Source organism: Methylobacterium mesophilicum SR1.6/6 (assembly GCF_000364445.2).
GTDB lineage: Bacteria > Pseudomonadota > Alphaproteobacteria > Rhizobiales > Beijerinckiaceae > Methylobacterium > Methylobacterium mesophilicum_A.
Genome location: NZ_CP043538.1, coordinates 2,987,446 through 3,006,949, shown reverse-complemented (window position 1 = coordinate 3,006,949; position 19,504 = coordinate 2,987,446). Strand labels below are relative to the sequence as shown.

Genomic DNA, 19,504 nt, shown 5'->3' with positions numbered 1-19,504 from the left:
GCCTTTCGCGCGGCAGGCGAACCCGTTCGGAACGGGAGCGATCCCGTCCGAAGTCCGCCGCGCCGGTCGCCGATTCCCCTCAACGGCGCCGGTGCGGCGGTTCGATGGACCGAAGGAGTAGAGAAGCCATGAGACGCAAGATCACGCTCGCCGTTCTTTCCGCGGCCTTCCTGGCGGTCGCGGCGCCGGCGTGGGCGCAGTCCGTGAAGGGGACGGTGACGAAGGTCGACCCGGCCGCCGGCAAGGTGACGCTAGACCACGCCGCGATCCCGAAGCTCGACATGGACGCGATGACGATGGCCTACGCGGTCAAGGATCCCGCGATGCTCAAGGATCTCAAGGCCGGCGACAAGGTCGACTTCGACGTCGCCGAGACGGGCGGGGCCTACACCGTCACGAAGATCCAGAAGGCGAAGTAGCGCCCCTGAGGCGAGCCCTCGCGCGGCTTCCGCCCGGTCCCGCGCGGGGGCGCCGACACCTTGAGATGGAGCGACCATGCGACGCCTGATCCTGTCCGCCGCGCTCGCCGCGGCCCTCGTCGGCCCGGTCCCGGAACCCGCCGGCGCCCAGCCCGCGAAGGGCGCGCCGGCCGCCCTGGAACGGGCGCGCGAGACGATGGCGAACCGTTTCCGGGACACGAAGCTGACCGGCGACCCGGACCGGGATTTCGCCGAGCTGCTCATCGCCAGTTACGAGGAGACGCTGTTCCTGGCCAAGACGCAGCTCGACTATGGCGGGGACCGGCAGCTGCGGGAGACCGCCCAGAAGATCCAGGACGAGCAGCAGGCGAGGATCGACGCCCTGAAGCAGTGGCTGGTCCGCAGCCGCGAGGCCGGGTACCGGCCGCAGCCGAACCAGACGCCGTCGGGCGAAGGACCGCTTGACCGCCAGGCGAAGGGGGCCCCGGCCCAGGCCCGGCCCGAACCGCCTCCCGCGGAGAAGGCGGCCTCGCAGCCGGCCGCGCCGGCGTCGCCGTCCAACGCTCCCCTCGTCGCCGGGACCGTGAAGAAGGTCGACGACGCCGCGGGCAAGGTGACCCTCGACCACGAGACCATCCCGAACATCGGGATGGACGCGATGACCATGGCCTACAAGGTCCAGGACCCGGCCATGCTCAAGGGCCTGAAGCCCGGCGAGCGGGTGCGGTTCTCGGCCGACCGGGTGAACGGGTCCATCGCCGTCACGCGCATCCAGAAGGCCAAGTGATGGGGACCGGCCGACGGCGCCCGATCCCGGCCGCGGCGCCTCGCGCCCTCGGCGTTCTCCTCGGCCTCGCCGCGGCCGCCGGCGCGGCGACGGCGGCGGAGGGGCCGGGGGGCACCGCGGGAGCAGCCGCCACGGCCGTCGACGTCGGGAACGTCATGGCCGGCGGTCGAGCCGCCTATGGCGAACTCCTGGAGCGGGAGGCTTCGGCACGCGGGGTCCCGCCCGCGCTCGCCGAGGCGGTCGCGTTCGTCGAGAGCGGCTACGACGCCGGGGCCGTCGGAACGGTCGGCGAACTCGGGCTGATGCAGGTCCGCCCGGCCACCGCCACGATGCTCGGCCATCGCGGGCCGGCCGCGGAACTCCTCGACCCGGCCACGAACGTCCGCTTCGGCGTCGCCTACCTCGCACGGGCGTGGCGCCTCGCAGGCGGCGACGTGTGCCGCACCCTCGCCAAATATCGCGCCGGCCACGGCGAGGAGCGTATGACGCCGCGTTCCGTCGACTATTGCCGGCGCGCCCGCGACCGGCTGGCCGCCACGGGTTCGCCGCTTGCGGCGGTCGCGGCGTCGGCCGGCCGTGGCATCCCGCGGACATCCACATCGAAACCCCGCGCGGCGCCGACGGCCGTCACGCTCCTCGCGAACCGGTTCTGGGCCGCCCACGTCGCGCGCGTCCGGGCCGTCGAGATCCGGACCGCGCGGATCATGGGGGGCGGCTGATGCGGTCGGCAAGGGCGGCGCTCGCGCCATCGACCCAGGTGTGCCGGAGGTCGCCGGCGACGCGTGCGTGTCGATCCACGGTTGCCCGGGCGCGCCTTCGGCGAGGCGCGGCGGGCCTGGCATGACGTTCAAGCCCTACCCGCACGCGCGCGGCGACGGCTCCCTCGGCGAAGGATGGGCGATGCTGCGCGCCAGGGTGGCCCGGCGCATGGCCCTGGGTCTTTTCTCCGAGCGGGTCTCGATAGGCCTGACGCGCGACCTATCGGTCGCCGTCGAACCACCGGCCGCCAAAATCCCGGTCCGGCTGCGCGATTTCCGGCCGGACGACCTGCCGGTCCTCTTTCCCGTCGGTGGCGACAAGGCGGCCGAGCGCGAACGCGACGACGTCAGGTGGCGATTGCGCGCCGCCGCGCACGGGGTGCTGCCGAGCCGCTGCTTCGTGCTCGTCGATGAGGTGTCCGGCCGACCCTGCCACATCCAGTGGCTCACTGGCCCGGGTTACGGCGACGCGATCCGGCGGACCGGCGCCCTGCCGGTTCTGTCGGCCGAGGAGGCCATGCTGGAGAACGCCTTCACGCCGGCATCATTCCGCGGCCTGGGCGTCATGGCGGCCGCCGTGTACCTGATCGCCGAACGCGCCCGGGCTTTGGGCAAGCGACGCTTGGTGGCCTTCGTCGACGCCGACAACGCGGCCTCCCTCAAGGCGGTTCGACGGGCGGGCTTCACACCCTGTTCGATCCGGACCAGACGCCAGTTCGCCTTCGGCACCTTCCGCACAGTCCGATTCGATCCGAACGCGGGGCCCGTGCGTCGCGGAGGGGGCACCACGCCGAGGGACGATGGCGCCGGCGCCGGGGACGGCATTCCCTCGAACGGGGGCGCACGAAAGGCGGGGTCGCCGGATGACGGCTGAGACCATCGCTAGCGGAGGCCCACGACGCGCGCCCTCTCTTACCGGAAATACGGAACGAGCTGCCCCGTGACGGCAATCGAAGCCCTGCACAACCTCGCCCACAGGCTCACCGGCCTCGACTACCCGCACGGCCACTGGTGGATCGTCGCCGATGCCTTGCTCGTCTTCGTCATTGCGCCGGCTTGGACCGCGTGGCTCGTCGGCCGCGCCATGCTGCGCCGTCATCGGCGGTCGGCGGTTGCCTCCGGACCCGCCGATGCCCTGCGGGCCGGCCCGTCCCGCGGCCGCCGGCGTCGCGGCTTCGGGCTCCGTTTGGGCCGGCGCCTGGAGGCGTACGTTCTGGGTGCCACCCTCGGCATCCAGGTCCGCCTGGTCTTCCTGTCTCTCGCGACGCTGCCCGCGGCCTGGCTGACCCTTGAGATACCCAAGCACATCGTCAACCATGCCCTCGCCGACGCGCGGGGCGACGGGCATCCAGGAATGACGCTCCTGGGCCTCCCGCTCGGCCGCACGGAACTCCTGTTCGCCCTGTGCGCCGGCTACCTCGCCGTCCTCACCGGGAACGGGCTCCTGAAGTACGCGGCGAACCGGGTTCGCGGACGCGTCAACGAGCGCGTCGTGCGCCGCCTGCGCCTGGCCGTCCTGCGGCGCGTGCGCACGGAGCGCTCGGCCGACCGCCGCACGACGCTCGCCGCCGTGGCCGTCCAGGAGGTCGAGCCCATCGGCTACTTCGGCGGCAGCCTCGTCGCGGTCCCCATCGTGCAGGGGGGTGTGCTGGTCACGAGCGTCGCCTTCCTCCTGCTGCAGGACGTAGCCCTGGGCTTCGCCGCGCTGATCATGCTGCCGGTGCAACTCACGGTCCTGCCGCGCCTCCAGGGGCGCCTGAACGCGAAGGTGCGGCAACGGGTCCTCGCCACGCGCGCGCTCGGCGCCTTCGTCACCACGCCCGAGGCCGCCGAGCCGCCGGGCCTCGCCCCGTCCGTGGCGGGGCGCGATGCGCCAGCCTCGTCGCTGCGGCGGCGGATGGCCCATGTCGAGGAGCTTGAGCGGATCCGGATCGCCATCAACGACATGAAGGGCGGCATCAAGAGCCTGTACAACTACACGTCCAACCTCACGCCGTTCTTCTTCTTCCTGATCGGCGGATATCTCGTCGTGCAAGGCGGCCTCTCCCTCGGCGCCCTCGTGGCGGCGCTCGCGGCCTACAAGGAGATCGCGCCCGCCCTCCGGGAGCTGTTCGATTTCGCCCAGGATTGGTCGGACGCCGCGGCGCGCTTCGCCGAGGTCACGCGCGCCGTCGAGCTTCCGGCCAGCGTTCGGACGGGCATCGCGAGGTCGGTGTCGACGCGGGAGGCGGCCTAGCCGATGCGCGCTCACGCTATGCGTTTCCCCCATCGCGGACACGCCCGTTCCATCTCCCCGGGCCGCGCGCCGGACGAGGTTCCGGTGCGGCCGCCTCCGCGCGCGATGACGGACGGGCGCGTGACGCTCGGGAATCCACCATCGGCTCTTCCGGCCCCGGCGACGCCACGGGACCTGCGGCCGCCCGCGATGCGACCGCGCCACGGCTTTTCCCGGCGTTCGCCGGAGCGGGGCGTTCGCGGGGCCCGGTCGGTCGCGGCGTCCGGGCTCGTCCGGGCGCGCCTGGGCGCCTCGACGGAACGGGCGGCCGGGCGATGAGGATCGGGGAGGCGGCACGCGCCTGCGGGATCTCGCCCAAGATGATCCGCTACTACGAGCGCGCCGGCCTGATCCCGGCGCCGACGCGGTCGATCTCCGGCCATCGGGTCTACACCGAGGACGAGGTGCGCACGCTGCGGTTCGTGCACCGGGCCCGCCTCCTCGGCTTCTCGGTCGCCGACACCGCCATGCTGCTGCGCCTGTGGCACGACGAGGCGCGTGCCAGCGCCGGGGTGAAGGACCTGGCCATCCGGCGCGCGACCGACATGGAACGACGCGCCGCCGCGCTCGCGGACGCCGCGGCCTCGTTGCGGGATCTCGCAGGGACCTGCCCCGGCGACGACGGGCCGGAGTGCCCGCTGATCGACGCCCTCGCCCGCGAGCCCGGGCGGCCGGGCAGCGGGTCTGCTCCAGCCCCGTCGACGCGCATCGGGGCCCGCCAGACGAAATGACGGGCTCGGTCCGGGCGATTTGTCGATCCGGGACCGCGGCACGCCGGCCTCACCTACCTAGCGTGCGACCGTGTCGGAAGACCGCGGGTCAGCGCCCCTGCGCCGTGTTACCCGGCTGGGTGTGAAGCGAACGCCGGAGTTGATCGCATCGCGCGGCCAGCAAGGCCGGGGTCTCGCCCGGCGCGAGGGAGGCCTCGCCTCTGTCGGCGTCGGCACAGCGGCCGAGCATCTCGGGAAGCGTCCTCCCTTCCACGGCCCTGATCCCGAAGCCCTTCATCCCCGGCTCCGTGACGGCCTGCGCTTGTGCGGAACAAAGGCCGGCCACGAGCGACAGCGCGGCAAGGATCGGGCGGGAGGCGTGCGGCACGGTCGATTTCCACGGTTCGGCGAGGGAAGGCATCGCGGCCTCGGACGGCCACCCGGCGACACCGCATCGCGACGGCGTACGGTGCGTCGGGATGCGGTTCAGTACCAGAGGCGCAGTCCAGCCAGCGCCCGCAGGTCCCCGCTGCCCTCGCCGGACCGGCGTCGGTAGTCCGCCGTACCGCCCAGGAACTGCTGGTAGGAGAGGCCCACGTACGGCGCGATTTCGCGGGTGAATTCGTAGCGCAGGCGCAGCCCCATATCGATGTCCGACACGCCGGAACCGAGTTCGCGACCGCGGTCGGCCTTCGAGTAGGCGTTCATCTCGATCTGCGGCTGCAGGATCAGGCGCTGCGTCAGGTAGAGGTCGTACGAGGCGTTGCCCCGGAAGGCGAAGCGCCCGTTGTCGCTGGCATAGCCCGTGAGTTCGAGGTTCCAGAAACCGATGGCCAGCCCCTGGATGCCGAAGGCGGCCCAGGTGCGGTTGCGCAGGCTGTCGATGTCCGAGCGCACGCCCACCTGCATGTCGAAGTAGGTCGAGATCGGCCGGGCGTAGAGGGCCTCATGATCGCCGTCGGAGAAGCGGCCGCGGTTGTCGGCGTTGTAGCGACCTTCCGACTTCAGCCACAGCTTGTTGTAGTCGTCGCCGATCCAGGCCTGACCGTCGTAGCGGAAGTAGCTCTCGCTTCCGAGGCGGCCCTCGAACTGGTCGAGGAAGGCGTGGGCGTAGACCCGGTCGTCGAGAATCGGGTTGCCGTAGGGCGCCGCCCCCTGGAGCGTGTCGGATCCGAGGCGGGTGCCGCCGTTGAGAAGGCCCGTGACACTCTGGGCGAGCGCGGCCGAGGGCGCGAGGGCGAGGAGTGACAGGGCGAGGACGAGGGTTGCCGGCGCGCGCATCAGGCCCCCCTCGGCAGGACGCGGAGGGTGCGGAACATGCCGGCCTCGAAATGGTACAGGATGTGGCAGTGCAGCGGCCATTGCCCGGTCGCAACCGGCGTGACCAGCATCGACAGCTTCTCGGCAGGGGCGACGCTGACGGTATGGAGGTAGGGTCGGTGCCGGCCGTGACCGTTCTCCAGCTCCATCCACATGCCGTGCAGGTGGATCGGGTGGCTCATCATCGTCTCGTTGACCATCACGAGCCGGAACCTCTCGCCGACGGTCACGTCGATGGGGCCGACCTCGGTGAACTTCTTGCCGTCGAATCCCCAGATCATCCGCTGCATGTTTCCGCTGAGCCGGAGCACGATCTCGCGCGTCGGTGGGCGGTCGTCGACGGCGGGGTTGATCGAGCGCAGGTCGGCGTAGGTCAGGACGCGGCGGTTCAGCTGGTTCAGGCCGTCGCCCGGGATGCGGGTGCGGTCGGAAAGCATCTTCGGCTTCATCTGGACCTCGACGCCAGTCTCGTCGAGTTCGACGCCAGGCGGCAGCTTCGCCATGGGTTGGTGGCCCGCGAGGCGACGCTCGTCTGGGACGATCTCGCGGGCGTGCTCGCCGAGTATGCCGCCGATGCGCGAGCCGTCGGGGTAGGACGCGCCGATCTGGTCGCGGCCCATCATGCCCTGCATGCCCATGTCGGTCATGGTCCGCAGCGGCCGCGGGTCGAAGGGCGGGATTTCCGCCTCCATTCCCGACCGGGGCGCGAGCGTGCCGCGGGCGTATCCCGAGCGGCCGAGGTCCTGCGCGAAGATCGTGTAAGCCCGTGCCTCGCGCGGGCGCACGATCACGTCGTAGGTCTCGGCCACGCCGATGCGGAATTGGTCGACCTGCACCGGGACGACGTCGTTGCCGTGGACGTTGACCACGCTCATGGTCAGCCCGGGGATGCGCACGTCGTAGTAGGTCGCCGCGGAGGCGTTGATGATGCGCAGCCGGACCCGCTCTCCGGGCCGGAACAGCGCCGTCCAGTTGGCCCCGGGCGGCTGCCCGTTCATCAGGTAGGTGTAGGTCTCGCCGGACGGCGCCTCCAGGCCGGAAGGGTCCATGCGCGACTCGGACTCATGCCAGCGCTCCTTGACCGTGTCGGCGAGCCCGCTGCGCTCGGAGTCGGCGAAGAACGTCCGCACCGTGCGCTTGCCGAAGTTGTAGTAGTCGGCCTGGTACTTGAGCTTGTTCTGGATGCGCTCGGGATCCTCGTCTGTCCAGTCGCTGAGGAGCACGACGTAATCTCGGTCCGCCTGGACCAGGTCACGGCCGCGCGGCTCGATGATCAGCGCACCGTAGACCCCCTTCTGCTCCTGGTAGCCCATGTGGCTGTGGTACCAGTAGGTGCCGCTCTGCAGCACCGGGAAGCGGTAGGTGAAGGTCTCGCCCGGCTGGATGCCCGGGAATTCCAGGCCCGGCACGCCGTCCATGTCGTTGGGCAGGATGATGCCGTGCCAGTGCATGCCCGTCATCTCGGGCAGTTCGTTGCGGACGTTGATGGTGACGACGTCGCCTTCGCGCCAGCGCAGCACCGGCCCGGGAACGCCGCCGTTGATGGTGTTGGCCCAGGTCGGCGTGCCGGTCTTGTCGACCGTGCCGCGGGCCAGGGTGAGGTCGTACGTGGCCGCCCGCGGCACCGTGGGCTCGCCCGGGCTCGCCAGGGCGAAGGCGGAACGGTCGTGCGCCGCGAGGCCCACGGCGGCGCAGGCGCCGAGGCCGGAGACGAACCTTCGACGGGTCGGAGAGGGATTGTTCTTCGGAATCGACGCCACCTGCGGCCTCTCAGATGGGCCACGGCGCGGAGCCGGGCGACATGTCAGGTTGCCGTGAGGCTGCCGCCTTCCCACGTGGGAGGATCAAGCCGGCAGTCGCGCCGCCGGCGCGTTCCGTGCTCGATGTGATCGCGGGGCAACACCGCCTTCGGGCGCGTGGAGCGCCGCGTCGGCGCGACGTGGTTTATCCCCGCCCGACCTGTTGCGTTCCGAGGTTGGCTCCATCTGCGCCCGCCGCATCCCTTCCTTCGTGTCGCGGGTGGACGGACGTGACGGTGCCGTGACTTGCGTCGAGCCGGCATCTGCGCTTGGGAGGATCCGCCCTACGCCGCGACCGATGCCGGCGACGTCGCCGGCATCGACCGATGGCACGTGTGCCGCCGGCCGGTCTCGATCCCTCACGTCGCCCGCGAGATCGGCTTGGCGATGGCAAGGACGCCCTTCAGGCCGCTGCCGAAGCGGGCGATGGCCTCGCGATGGCCGCGGAGTTCGCTGTAGGGAAGATAGCGCAGGTCCAGCTCCGCGACGCGGGAGAACGCCGGCCGCGCGAACTGGGCGCGGACGTCGCCCTCCCGGTCGTCCGGTGCGACCAGGAAGAAGTTGCGGGCCGTGGCGCCCTCGACGCCGAGCGCGAGGTCGAGCATGCGCACGATGCCCGAGTAGATGCTGGTCGTGTGCTCCACCTCGAACGCGGCCGCCACGTCCGCGGTCCCCTTGCCGATCCAGAGCACGTCGATCAGGCGCACCGTCTCCGTCGACCCCTTCGCGGCGAGGCTCGCCGGCAGGCGGTCCAGGCAGCCGTCGGACAACCGCCCTGACGCGTAGGCCCGGTTGCCGTCGTTCGAGGCGATCCAGACGTCGTAGCCCAGGGCGAGCCCGAGGTCGCGCAGCCAGCCCTGGACCTCGGTGTGCGTGTGATCGGCGTCGCGCCCCGCCTGGACCGACCGCGACGCCGTCTCCGCCGCTTCCGCGCGGACGCGGTCGAGGTCCTCCCGCCAGCGCGCCAAGGCTCCGTCCTCATCCCGGTCCGGCAACGGATAGCGACCCGATCCGACGTCGAACAGGAATCCCGCGACGGCTCCGAAATCATTGGACAGCAGCGCCCGATGGGTCTCGTTGAGCTCCACGATGCCGCGCCGCATCGCCAGGTACTCGTCCCAGCGCCCGAGCTTCACCTTCGCGCCCGTGAGCGCGTTGTACCCCTTGACGATGGCGGTGTTGAACGGCGGCACCTAGGTCGGGTGCAGGAAGTAGAGGAGGTTCGCCGCGGCCGGTCCCAGGCCCTTGATCCGCGCCTGGTCGAGCGCGTGGACGGCGGCGAGCACCTGCGCCTCGGCGTTGCAGCACAGGCAGGCATCGAGGAAGCGCCCGAACACGACCTGGTTCGCCCGGTCCTCGTAGATGTCGGGGATGCGAAGCTTGGGTTTCCAGAGGAAGGCATGGTCGGCCCCCTTGAACACCTGCCTCTGCTCCGCGACCGAATGGACGACGGTCTCAAGGGAAGAGCCTCGGTAGGCATTACCGAACGTGTCGGCCCTGATCTCGTCGACAACGGCTTGCAGGCCGCGCCGGATCGAACGGAAGTTCTTGATGCGCTCCTCCCAGAGGAACCATGTCCGGTAGGAGGCCCCTGGGTCCTCCCGCCAGTGCCGGATGAGATTGGCGACCGTGGCTTGGTTCACGCGTCTGGTCCGTCCATTTGTTGGAAGGGCGGATTATCACGGACGCTCGTCGGTGCCGCCATTGCGCCAACGGTACCCCAGGGGGGTTCCGCGGGGATTGTGCCACCCCGTCGCCGCCCGGCAACGCGGGAGGCGGGCTCCTGAATATCAGGCCTGGCAAGGCCGCCTGCGTCGGAGCGGAGCAAACGCGTCCATTTCAAACACCTACCCCGTTCACGGGTAGTTATGTCGAGCATCTTTTAGACGGGCTCAACCGGGTGTTCCGAGCCGGGATGGCATCGGAAGGCGGTCCCCGTGGTGAACCGCGAGCAGCCCGGCGCCGGTCACGGCACGTTCGCCACTTTCGGCTCCCGTTGGCGGATATCTGGCAGGCGGCTTCGAACGGGAGGTCCGCAGGCATGTTTGCATCCGGGGGGAACAGGCGCGGTCAGGACGTCAAACCCGAATCGACCGACATGTTCGAGGACAGGAAAGACTTTCGGCAAGCACCCGCCTGTGAGCGCACCGTCCTGGGAGCTGACCGGTAATCGGCCCGGTATCCTAATGGCCCGATGCGGACGGGCCATCACCGCGCCGGCGGTTCCGAAACGACGGCCCTGCGACTTCGCCGCCGACGCGCCTCACCCGATCCTCGGGCCAGCGTGGGCGTCGCCCGCTTCCGGCCGTGCGGCCCACAAGGCGCACGCCAGGCCGACGTTGACCAGCGCAAGCACGACCAGCAGACCGTAGGCCGCGTCCGCGCCGCCGTAGGCGAACGCAACGGCCCCGAGCGAGGGGGCGATCGCCTGTGCGATCAGGCCCGGCCGCGCCAGGCGGCCCACCAGGACCGGGTACCGCGCCGGGCCGAACAGCGCGAGCGGTACCGTACCCCGGGCAATCGAGTAGATCCCGTTGCCGGCGCCGTAGAGGACCAGCGCGACACCCACCGCCGGTATCCCCAATGCTAGGACGGCGAGCGCGGACACCACCAGGGCTATGGCCACGGTAAGGGTCCAGAGCGGGTGCTGCCGCCCCTTGTTGGCCATCTCCAGGACGCGCGCACCGACCTGTGCCGGCCCGATCAGCGCGCCGTAGGACACCGCCGCGGCCAGCGCCACGCCGCGTGCCTGCAGCAGCGTGATCAGGTGCACGGAGACCAGCGTCATCACTGTGCCTCCCAGCATCAGGACGCCTGCCATCAGCAGGAAGGCCCGGCGCTCGCGGGCGGTGAGCGGCCCGTCCTCTCGCCGCCCGCCGTCCCGGCCACCGGCCAATATCGGCGGCTTCGGGATCGTGCCGAGCACGAGCGGCAGGGTGACGAGGACGTGCAGCCCGGCATAGGCAAGGCAGGCCCCACGCCAGCCGGCCTGCTCGACGAGGAAGGCGGACAGCGGCCAGCAGACGGTGCTGGCGAACCCGCCCCACAGCGTCAGCGTGGTGATGGCGGGACGGGCCTCAGCGCCGTAGAGCCGGCCGAGGGTGGCGAAGGCAGGATCGTACAGGCCGCAGCCCATGCCGAGCCCGATGAAGACCCACCCCGCGAGGACCGGAAGGCTCGGGGCCAGGCCGATCACGACGAGACCCGCCGCCAGCAGCAGCGCGGCCAGCGCCAGGACGGGGCGACCGCCATGGCGGTGGATGGTAAGGCCGACAGGGGGCGAGGCGAAGGCGGCGACCAGCAGGCCGATGGACAGGCCGCCGACCACCCAGGGGAGCGGCCAGGCGGTGTCGTTCGCGATGGGAGCGGCGAGCACCGCCGGCAGGTAGAAGGAGGAGCCCCAGGCGAGGATCTCGACCACGCCCAGGGCGGAGATGACGAAGAGGCGGCTGTGGCCCTCAGACCTCACGGGGGGTAGGCTTCAGCGCCGCTCCCTTGCCGGCGGCCCCGCGCTCGTACCAACCCTGGGTGCGGTTTACGATCCACACGACCGAGAGCATCACAGGCACCTCGATCAGCACGCCGACCACGGTAGCGAGCGCCGCGCCCGAGTTGAACCCGAACAGGCTGATGGCGGCCGCCACCGCGAGCTCGAAGAAGTTCGAGGCGCCGATCAGCGCCGAGGGGCCGGCCACGCAATGCTGCTCGCCCGCGGCGCGGTTCATGAGATAGGCGAGCCCCGAGTTCAGGTAGACCTGGATGAGGATGGGTACGGCCAGCAGGCCGATGACCGCCGGCTGGGCCAGGATCTGCTCACCCTGGAAGCCGAACAGCAGCACCAGTGTCGCCAGCAACGCCACCAGCGACACCGGCCCGAGCCTGGCGACAAGCCGGTCGTGGGCGGGCTGGCCACCAGACGCAAGCAGGCTCCGCCGAACCACCTGCGCGACGATGACCGGGATGACGATGTAGAGCACCACCGACAGCACCAGCGTGCCCCAGGGCACCGTGATCGCCGATAGGCCGAGCAGCAGACCGACGATGGGCGCGAAGGCCACCACCATGATGGTGTCGTTGAGCGCCACCTGGCTCAGGGTGAAGTGCGGCTCGCCCCGGGTTAGGTTCGACCATACGAACACCATCGCGGTGCAAGGGGCGGCGGCGAGGATGATCAGGCCGGCGATGTAGCTGTCGATCTGCTCGGCGGGCAGGTACGGGCGGAACAGGTAGCCGATGAACAGCCAGCCGAGCGCCGCCATCGAGAACGGCTTCACGGCCCAGTTCACGAACAGCGTCACGCCGATGCCACGCCAGTGCCGGCCGACGTGGCGCAGCGAGGCGAAGTCGATTTTCAGCAGCATGGGGATGACCATGAGCCAGATCAGCACCGCCATCGGCAGGTTCACCTTGGCGACCTCGGCCGCGCCGACGGCGTGGAAGAAGCCCGGCATGACGTGGCCGAGCGCGACGCCGGCCACGATGCAGAGGGCGACCCAGAGGGTCAGGTAGCGTTCGAACAGGGACATCGGGATTCCTTAGGCGGTTGCCACGCGGCGGCCGCTCTCGTCGACCACGCGCTCGCCGTCCTCCTTCACGAACTCGCCCTGTTGCTCCGGCAGCAGGTCGAGCACCGCCTCGGACGGGCGGCACAGGCGCACCCCCTTCGGGCTGACCACGAGCGGCCGGTTCAGCAGGACCGGGTGGGCCTCGACGGCGTCTAGAAGCTGCTCGTCGGCGAGCGCAGGGTCCCCGAGGCCGAGCTCGGCGAAGGGCGTGCCCTTCTCGCGCAGTGCGTCCCGCACCGTGATGCCGGCGCGTGCGAGCATCTGCCCGATGAGCGTCCTGTTCGGCGGGGTCTTGAGGTACTCGACCACGTGCGGCTCGATGCCGGCGTTGCGGATCATCGCAAGCGTGTTGCGGGACGTGCCGCAATCCGGGTTGTGGTAGATCACGATGTCCATCACGCGACCTCCGGGCGGGCCGAGGTCGCGCCGGCGAGCTGGCCGATCTCGCGGACCTTCGACGAGAGGGCGACCGGGTCCAGGCTGCCGAGCGGCAGCGCGACGAAGGCGGCGATCCGGTTCCTGAGGTATCGCTGCGCGGTGACGAAGGCGCGCTTGCGCTCCATCTCCGAGCCTTCCGCCACGGCGGGGTCCTCGATGCCGCAATGCGCGGTCACGGGCTGGCCCGGCCAGTAGGGGCAAGCCTCGCCGGCGGCGTTGTCGCAGACGGTGAAGACGAAATCGAGGACCGGGGCGCCGGGGGCGGCGAACTCGTCCCAGGACTTCGAGCGAAGGCCCTCGGTCGGATAGTCGCTCTCCCGCAGCACCTGGAGCGCCAGCGGATGCGGCTCGCCCTTGGGCTGGCTGCCGGCGGAATAGGCCCGGAAGCGGCCGCCGCCATCCTTGTTGAGCATCGCCTCGGCAAGGATCGAGCGGGCCGAGTTGCCGGTGCAGAGGAACAGGACGTTGTACGTGGGCTCAGGCATGGACGGCGTCTCCAGTGGTGCAGTCGCAGGCGGCGAGCGCGGCCACGGCCGGGGCACAGACTTCCGGATGGCCCTGGCAGCAGTCGCGCATGAGGAACTGGACCAGCTCCGACAGTGCCGGGTAGGCGGCGCTGTAGATGATCGAGCGGCCCTCGCGGCGGGAGGTGACCAGCCCCGCGTGGCTCAGTTCCTTGAGGTGATGGGACACGGTGGCCGCCGACACGCCGACCGCGTCCGCCAGGACGCCGGAGGCCAAGCCGTCCGGGCCTGCGGTCACGAGCGCCCGCACCAAGCGGAGGCGATGTTCCTGCCCGAGGGCCAGGAAGGCTGCGAGGGCTTGCGTCTCGTCCATCGTCGGTACAATTATCAAATTACCATTTGAACGTACAGGAATGCAGATCCTTGGACAAGCCCATCCAGCCCTTCACCGATGGCCTGCCGAACCTGAGCGAGGCGCATTTTGAGGCGCCGACCGCCGAGCGGGTATCGGCGACGGCGCCGCTCACCCACGCTCCCCGCTTCCTGATCCTCTATGGCTCGCTGCGGGAGCGTTCCTTCAGCCGCTTTCTCGCCTACGAGGCGGCGCGCCTGCTTGAGGCCATGCGCGGCGAGGTGCGCATCTTCCACGCGGCCGGGCTGCCGCTGCCCGACGACGCCACTGCCGACCACCCGAAGGTGCAGGAACTGCGCAACCTCTCGATCTGGTCGGAGGGCCAGGTCTGGGTCAGCCCCGAGCGGCACGGCAACATGACCGGCGTGATGAAAGCCCAAGTCGACTGGTTGCCCCTCAGCGAGGGAAGCGTGCGCCCGACCCAGGGCCGCACCCTGGCCGTGATGCAGGTCTCTGGCGGCTCCCAGAGCTTCAACGCGGTCAACAGCCTGAGGGTGCTGGGGCGCTGGATGCGGATGATCACCATCCCAAACCAGTCGTCGGTACCGATGGCCTACAAGGAGTTCGACGACGACGGCCGGATGAAGCCGGGGCCGCTCTACGACCGGATCGTGGACGTTTGCGAGGAGTTGATGAAGTTCACGCTGCTCACCCGCGCGCGGGCCGACTACCTCGTCGACCGCTACTCCGAGCGCAAGGAACGGGAGCCTGAGCGGCTGAAAGCCGTTGCGGCCGACATCGGGTTCGCGAGTGGCGAGCATGATCCGGACCGAAGGAGGCCCGGTCTCCCTCACGGGTGACCGCCGCGGCGCCCTGGCGGTGGCGGAGGAGGATGGCAGCCTTCCTCTCAGCTTGCATCATGCACCCATCCGCAGGAGGCGCGGGGCGTCCGCGGTTACGAGGACCGCGAGGCCGGTGTCGGCCAGCATAACGGGTCACAGCGAGCACCGCCTTCGTGTTTACGGCGATAGCGATGTTCGCCCGGATGACGGCGACTGTCCGGAGGAAGAGCGCCGTCGTGGCCGCCACGTCGCCGACATCACCCGCGCGGCACCGCGGCATCGGCAGTCTTCAGGGCGACGTCGCTCTCGCCCTCCTTCAGGATGCCGGGGTCGGCCGTCACGAGCGCGCGCGTCGTCGATGCCTTCGCCGCCCTTCGGCATGCGTAGCTCAAGCTGCTTCGTGCCGACCATTTCCCAGGCATGCGCCGGACCTGCCACCCCGAGGAGGATGGCAGCGCAGAGCATGCAGGCCCTGAGAAGGTAGGGTCGCATGGGGCTGGCTCCGGAGGCAGACGCCATCGAGGTCACAGGCGGGTCGTCAGGTCGGTGAGCCACGGCGGCGAGGCGTTGACCAGGACAGTCTCCGCAGCCATGTCGTAGCCCGTGGCGATCATCAGGCCGGTGGCCACGAGGATGGCGCCCAGGGCGACCTTTAGCCCCTTGCCGAGCCTCATCATCCGGTCGCGCCAGCGCATCAGCATCTCGCGGGACAGCGTGCCGAGGATGGCGCCCAGGGCGACCTTTAGCCCCTTGCCGAGCCTCATCATCCGGTCGCGCCAGCGCATCAGCATCTCGCGGGACAGCGTGCCGAGGAGCAGGAGCGGCAGGGCGGCGCCGAGGCCGAACAGAAGCATCGTCGCCGCCACCGTACCCAGGTCCCGACCCTGCGATGCGAGGAGGGACGCGGCCCCGAGGGTCGGCCCGACGCAAGGGCTCCAGACCGCGCCGAGCAGCAGCCCGACCCCGAACTGTCCCAGAAGCCCGGCGGTCGAGAAGCCACTGAACCGGCTCCCGGTCCAGTTGCTCACCGGGCCGGCGGCGACGGCAAGTCGGGTTTGGGCGGCCGGAACCATCAGGACGAGCCCGATCAGGACCAGCATGATGGCCGCCACGGTGTGGAAGACATCGACGTCGAGGCCGAGGGCGAACCCCCCGGTCGCCACGAACAGCCCGATGGCCACGAAGGACAGCGCGAGGCCGGCAGCCAGGGCGGCGGGGCCGAGCCGGTGCTCCGATTCGGCCGCGCCCAGAACCAGCGGCAGCAAGGGCAACGCGCAGGGTGACAGCACCGAGAGGATGCCGGCCAGGAACGCGAGGCCGAACGTGGTGGCCATGGCCGGCCTACAAAGCCTTCTCGACGGCGCCTTCGATCCACTCCGGCTGGGTATCGCCGACCGAGCGCCCCGTCTCCTTCTCACCCTTGAAGGTGATCAGGGTGCTCTGCGTCGTCACACCAAACCGCTTCAACACGTCCATGCGGCTGTCGAAGTCGACGTCGAACACCTGGAGGTCCTTGAACCGGGGTTGGGCTTCCAGCTTGGCCAGGAACGGTTTCTGCGCCGCGCAAACGGTGCACCACGGCGCGGTGACATGGACGAGGATCGGCTTGCCCGTCTTCTGGGCGGCCTCGAAGGCGTCGGGAGTGAAGACGGCTTCGGCAGCATTCGCGGCGGTACCGAACAGCAGGGGAGCGGCGGCCAGGGCGCCGAGCAGGACGCGACGCGCGATCATGGGTCGTCTATCTCCTTTGCGATGGGTCGAGGCTTCCGCCCGATTCAGTTGGACGCCTGGGTGACGGCACGGTCGGCATTCACGCGCTCCGACCAGTCCTTGGCCTCGGCCTGCCCCTTGAGGTCGATCAGTTTGGCGCTGTCGACATCGACGTTTTTGAAGTCAGCGCCCGTGACGGTGGCGCCGGTCAGGTTGGCGCCTGACAGGTCCGAGCCCATCAGCACCACGTCGGTGAGGTCGGCGTCCTTCAGGTTCGCGTACTCCAGGCGCGACCGGCCGAGGTTGGCTCCCTTCAGGTTCGCGCCGGAGAGGTTCACCGAGGTGAACACCGTCCGCATCAGGCCCATGGACTGGTTCTTGATGTCGGCCCCACCCTTGAGGTCGACCAACGTCGCGCCGCTCATGTTGGCGCCCTTGAAGTCTCCGATGGGCATGGAGCGGCTGAGGTCGGCGCCACTGAAATTGGCGTCCCGCGCCGTGATCCCGAACATCCTCGCGCCCGCGAGCTTGGCGCCGGACAGGTCGGCCTTCAGGAACCATGCCTGTTCGAGGTTCGCACCGCTGAGGTCCGCCCCGCGCAGGTTGGTGTTGTTCAGGCGCGCCGTCCGTAGGTTGACGCTCCGGAGGTTCAGCCCTGAGAGATTGAGCCCGGAGAGGGACTTGTCGTGCAGGTCGACCGGCTTGCCGTCCGCGGCCTTGATCATCGCCTCGACATCGGCGCGGCTCATCTCGGCCTTGGTCATGGCGGGCGAGGACATGTCCGCCCCGAGCAGCAGATCCTGTTCGGCCGAGGCGGGGCCGGCGGCGAGTACGGCGAGCATGAAGCTGAGGGCGAGGCGGCGCATCCGTTCACTCCTGGCGGGCGCCACACATGGCCGGCGCCTTATCGTGTTCGTTGTGTCGCGATGCTATGCCGGCCCGCTGCACCCGGTCGGTGACCCAGGTCACACAAGTCCGGCGCGGCGGGAGAAAAACACAACGCGCGCCGGACGATCAGCCCGTCGTCATGGCCGGGGGACTACGCCGCCATGACTGATGCCCAGAAGGTCGAACGTTGGATCGACCGATTCCCGCTCCTGCAGGCGCTGAGCCCGGCGCACCTCCAGATCGCCCGGGGGACGGTGCATTTCCCGGTTCTGGACGCGGGCGCCATCGCCTACGAACTCGACGGCGAGTGCGCCAACTACCTGATGTGCCTGGAGGGCCGCACGCGCATCTTCCGCATGTCGGAAGGTGGGCGCGAGGTGCTGATCTACAAGGTCGGCCCGGGCGGCACCTGCGCCCTGACCACACAGTGCCTTCTGTCCGGCGGCAACTTCCCGGCACAGAGCGTGGCCGAGGAACGGACCGAGCTGGCGGCGCTACCGGTGAGCACGTTCCAGCACCTGATGGGCGAGAGCGCCGCCTTTCGCAGCTTCGTCATGGACGACTACACCCGGCTGATGTCCGGCCTGTTCACGCTGATCGACCAGGTCGCCTTCGCGCCGCTCAAGCAGCGCCTCGCCCAACGGCTCCTGGCCGAGGCGGACCCGCGGGGCGTGGCCGCGGTGACTCACCAGAAGCTCGCGGACGATATCGGCAGCGTGCGCGAGGTGGTAAGCCGCATCCTGGGGCAATGGGCCGAGGCGGGCCTGATCGAGGTCCGGCGTGGCGCGGTCGAGATCGTGGACCGCCCCTGCCTGGAGGCCGCGGGTCGGCGGTGACTTGCGGCCTGTCGCCTCCCCGGTCATGATCAGGCCGGATCGACGGTACCGCCGGCCTTCGCCAGGGCCGGGAAGCCGCCGGCGACATGGGCGACGGGGCCGAGGCCCATGTCGTTAAGCGACTTGGCGGCCAGGGCCGAGCGGTTGCCGGAGCCGCAGTAGAGCACCAGGCGCTTGCCACCGCCGAGTTCGGCCCGGTGGGTCGGGCTCGCGGGGTCGGCCTGGAACTCAACGAACCCGCGGGGCACGTGGACGGCCCCGGCGATCCTGCCTGTCTTGGCCAGTTCCTCGCCCTCGCGCACGTCGACGAGCACCGTGCCGGGTTGGCCGAGGCGCGCCAGCGCCTCCTCGGCCGTCAGGGTCTCCACCTCCCGGTTGGCCTGCGCCACCAGGTCCTTCGCGCTGATCGTGGTCATGCTCGTCTCCGTCATTCGCCCCACGCCGCGCCGTCGAGGGTGTCGAGCGGGATCTTCAGGTAGCGGCGGCCGTTCGCCTCGGGCTCGGGCAGGCGCCCGCCGCGGATGTTCACCTGCAGGGAATGCAGGATGAGCTTCGGCATCGGCAGTTCGCGGTCGCGGGCCTCGCGCATCGCCACGAACGCGTCCTCGGTCGGGGTCTCGACGAGGTGCGGATTCTCCGCCCGCTGCCGGGCGACGGTGCTTTCCCAGGCCGCCGCCCGGCCGCCCGGGCGGTAGTCGTGCCCGGTGAACAGCCGCGTGTCGTCCGGCAGGGCCATGATGCGCCGGATGCTGCGCCACAGCGCATGCGCGTTGCCGCCCGGGAAGTCCGCCCGAGCCGAGCCGCTGTCGGGCATGAACAGGGTATCGTGGATGAAGGCGGCATCGCCGATCCGGTAGGCGATGGAGGCCATGGTGTGGCCCGGCGTGAACATCACTTCGACGTCGAGGTCGCCGATCCGGAAGCGCTCGCCGTCGGCGAACAACCGGGACCACTGCGAACCGTCCGTCCGGAACGTGTCCGGCAGGTTGTACAGCCCCTTCCAGAGCCGCTGCACGTCAACGACCTTCTCGCCGATGGCGGTCGGGACGCCCGTCCGGTCGTGGAGGTAGCCGGCCGCCGAGAAGTGGTCGGCGTGCGGGTGCGTGTCGAGAACCCACTCCAGGGCGTAGCCCTCCCGCTCGATATGGGCGAGCAGAGCGTCGGCGGACCGGGTCGCGGTCGCGCCGGACTTCGGGTCGAAGTCGAGGACCGGGTCGATGATCGCGCAGCGCTTCGTCTCGGAGTCCGCGACGACGTACTGGATGCTGCCGGTCGGCTCGTCGTGGAAGCCGGTCACGACGGGATGCCCGCGCAGGGCTCCGGCGGTCTGGTTCGACATGG

Annotated in this window: 22 protein-coding genes and 1 pseudogene; 8 read left to right on the top strand and 15 right to left on the bottom strand. The window is 70.3% G+C overall.

The window, feature by feature from the left end:
• The first annotated feature begins 128 nt into the window (after window positions 1-128).
• The 6 genes from MMSR116_RS14330 to MMSR116_RS14305 all read left to right on the top strand — a co-directional run bounded on the left by MMSR116_RS14330 (window position 129) and on the right by MMSR116_RS14305 (window position 4,970).
• Window positions 129-419, top strand: coding sequence for a copper-binding protein (locus tag MMSR116_RS14330; RefSeq protein ID WP_010682443.1), 291 nt, complete (start codon window positions 129-131; stop codon window positions 417-419).
• A gap of 76 nt (window positions 420-495) precedes the next feature.
• Entirely contained in the window at window positions 496-1,206 is a 711-nt protein-coding gene (locus MMSR116_RS14325; protein ID WP_010682444.1) for a copper-binding protein, read from the top strand.
• Window positions 1,206-1,925: a transglycosylase SLT domain-containing protein gene (locus MMSR116_RS14320; RefSeq protein ID WP_010682445.1), complete on the top strand. Its 720-nt coding sequence runs from the start codon at window positions 1,206-1,208 to the stop codon at window positions 1,923-1,925. The genes MMSR116_RS14325 and MMSR116_RS14320 overlap by 1 nt, the downstream gene beginning before the upstream one ends.
• A 121-nt stretch (window positions 1,926-2,046) precedes the next feature.
• Window positions 2,047-2,838 (top strand): GNAT family N-acetyltransferase, encoded by a 792-nt coding sequence (locus MMSR116_RS14315; protein ID WP_010682446.1) that lies wholly within the window; start codon window positions 2,047-2,049, stop codon window positions 2,836-2,838.
• A 66-nt stretch (window positions 2,839-2,904) separates the two neighbouring features.
• A complete protein-coding gene (locus MMSR116_RS14310) occupies window positions 2,905-4,200 on the top strand; it encodes a hypothetical protein (protein ID WP_010682447.1) in 1,296 nt (431 codons plus the stop codon).
• Between the two features lie 314 nt (window positions 4,201-4,514).
• Window positions 4,515-4,970, top strand: coding sequence for a MerR family DNA-binding transcriptional regulator (locus MMSR116_RS14305; RefSeq protein ID WP_051072117.1), 456 nt, complete (start codon window positions 4,515-4,517; stop codon window positions 4,968-4,970).
• An 88-nt stretch (window positions 4,971-5,058) separates the two neighbouring features.
• On the opposite strand, the gene MMSR116_RS14300 is transcribed toward MMSR116_RS14305, so the two are convergent.
• The 9 genes and pseudogenes from MMSR116_RS14300 to MMSR116_RS14260 all read right to left on the bottom strand — a co-directional run bounded on the left by MMSR116_RS14300 (window position 5,059) and on the right by MMSR116_RS14260 (window position 13,908).
• On the bottom strand, window positions 5,059-5,370 hold the full coding sequence (locus MMSR116_RS14300) for a hypothetical protein (protein WP_127991786.1): 312 nt from the start codon (window positions 5,368-5,370) through the stop codon (window positions 5,059-5,061).
• Window positions 5,371-5,435: 65 nt separating this feature from the next.
• Window positions 5,436-6,230: a copper resistance protein B gene (locus MMSR116_RS14295; RefSeq protein WP_010682450.1), complete on the bottom strand. Its 795-nt coding sequence runs from the start codon at window positions 6,228-6,230 to the stop codon at window positions 5,436-5,438.
• Window positions 6,230-8,029: a copper resistance system multicopper oxidase gene (locus tag MMSR116_RS14290; RefSeq protein WP_010682451.1), complete on the bottom strand. Its 1,800-nt coding sequence runs from the start codon at window positions 8,027-8,029 to the stop codon at window positions 6,230-6,232. Before MMSR116_RS14290 ends, MMSR116_RS14295 begins: the two co-directional genes overlap by 1 nt.
• Window positions 8,030-8,427: 398 nt before the next feature.
• A pseudogene (locus tag MMSR116_RS14285) lies at window positions 8,428-9,711 on the bottom strand (type II restriction endonuclease).
• A 620-nt stretch (window positions 9,712-10,331) separates the two neighbouring features.
• The gene (locus MMSR116_RS14280; RefSeq protein WP_010682453.1) at window positions 10,332-11,537 is read right to left on the bottom strand and encodes an MFS transporter; all 1,206 of its coding nucleotides are present in this window, start codon (window positions 11,535-11,537) and stop codon (window positions 10,332-10,334) included.
• Window positions 11,527-12,594 (bottom strand): ACR3 family arsenite efflux transporter, encoded by a 1,068-nt coding sequence (gene arsB, locus MMSR116_RS14275; RefSeq protein ID WP_010682454.1) that lies wholly within the window; start codon window positions 12,592-12,594, stop codon window positions 11,527-11,529. The genes MMSR116_RS14280 and arsB overlap by 11 nt, the downstream gene beginning before the upstream one ends.
• Window positions 12,595-12,603: 9 nt before the next feature.
• On the bottom strand, window positions 12,604-13,029 hold the full coding sequence (arsC, locus tag MMSR116_RS14270; RefSeq protein WP_010682455.1) for an arsenate reductase (glutaredoxin): 426 nt from the start codon (window positions 13,027-13,029) through the stop codon (window positions 12,604-12,606).
• Entirely contained in the window at window positions 13,029-13,556 is a 528-nt protein-coding gene (locus tag MMSR116_RS14265) for an arsenate reductase ArsC (protein WP_010682456.1), read from the bottom strand. The genes arsC and MMSR116_RS14265 overlap by 1 nt, the downstream gene beginning before the upstream one ends.
• On the bottom strand, window positions 13,549-13,908 hold the full coding sequence (locus tag MMSR116_RS14260) for an ArsR/SmtB family transcription factor (protein WP_010682457.1): 360 nt from the start codon (window positions 13,906-13,908) through the stop codon (window positions 13,549-13,551). The genes MMSR116_RS14265 and MMSR116_RS14260 overlap by 8 nt, the downstream gene beginning before the upstream one ends.
• 50 nt (window positions 13,909-13,958) lie before the next feature.
• On the opposite strand from MMSR116_RS14260, the gene arsH reads away from it, so the two are divergent.
• Window positions 13,959-14,747, top strand: coding sequence for an arsenical resistance protein ArsH (gene arsH / locus MMSR116_RS14255; protein ID WP_010682458.1), 789 nt, complete (start codon window positions 13,959-13,961; stop codon window positions 14,745-14,747).
• Window positions 14,748-14,986: 239 nt separating this feature from the next.
• Here the strand turns inward: arsH and MMSR116_RS32250 are convergent, their stop codons facing one another.
• The 4 genes from MMSR116_RS32250 to MMSR116_RS14240 form a co-directional block, all read right to left on the bottom strand.
• Window positions 14,987-15,121 (bottom strand): hypothetical protein, encoded by a 135-nt coding sequence (locus MMSR116_RS32250; protein ID WP_280178356.1) that lies wholly within the window; start codon window positions 15,119-15,121, stop codon window positions 14,987-14,989.
• 132 nt (window positions 15,122-15,253) lie between these two features.
• The gene (locus tag MMSR116_RS14250) at window positions 15,254-16,063 is read right to left on the bottom strand and encodes a cytochrome c biogenesis CcdA family protein (protein ID WP_127991788.1); all 810 of its coding nucleotides are present in this window, start codon (window positions 16,061-16,063) and stop codon (window positions 15,254-15,256) included.
• Window positions 16,064-16,070: 7 nt separating this feature from the next.
• Window positions 16,071-16,460 carry a thioredoxin family protein gene (locus MMSR116_RS14245; RefSeq protein WP_010682460.1) on the bottom strand — a complete coding sequence of 130 codons (390 nt, stop codon included), beginning with the start codon at window positions 16,458-16,460 and terminating at the stop codon, window positions 16,071-16,073.
• Window positions 16,461-16,504: 44 nt separating this feature from the next.
• Window positions 16,505-17,305, bottom strand: a complete 801-nt coding sequence (locus MMSR116_RS14240) for a pentapeptide repeat-containing protein (RefSeq protein ID WP_010682461.1) — start codon at window positions 17,303-17,305, stop codon at window positions 16,505-16,507.
• Between the two features lie 183 nt (window positions 17,306-17,488).
• On the opposite strand from MMSR116_RS14240, the gene MMSR116_RS14235 reads away from it, so the two are divergent.
• Window positions 17,489-18,163, top strand: a complete 675-nt coding sequence (locus tag MMSR116_RS14235) for a Crp/Fnr family transcriptional regulator (protein ID WP_010682462.1) — start codon at window positions 17,489-17,491, stop codon at window positions 18,161-18,163.
• A gap of 29 nt (window positions 18,164-18,192) precedes the next feature.
• Here MMSR116_RS14235 and MMSR116_RS14230 read toward each other — a convergent pair whose 3' ends face one another.
• Both MMSR116_RS14230 and MMSR116_RS14225 read right to left on the bottom strand, forming a co-directional pair.
• Window positions 18,193-18,579: a rhodanese-like domain-containing protein gene (locus tag MMSR116_RS14230; protein ID WP_010682463.1), complete on the bottom strand. Its 387-nt coding sequence runs from the start codon at window positions 18,577-18,579 to the stop codon at window positions 18,193-18,195.
• Between the two features lie 11 nt (window positions 18,580-18,590).
• Window positions 18,591-19,502 (bottom strand): MBL fold metallo-hydrolase, encoded by a 912-nt coding sequence (locus MMSR116_RS14225; RefSeq protein ID WP_024827702.1) that lies wholly within the window; start codon window positions 19,500-19,502, stop codon window positions 18,591-18,593.
• Between the last annotated feature and the right edge of the window lie 2 nt (window positions 19,503-19,504).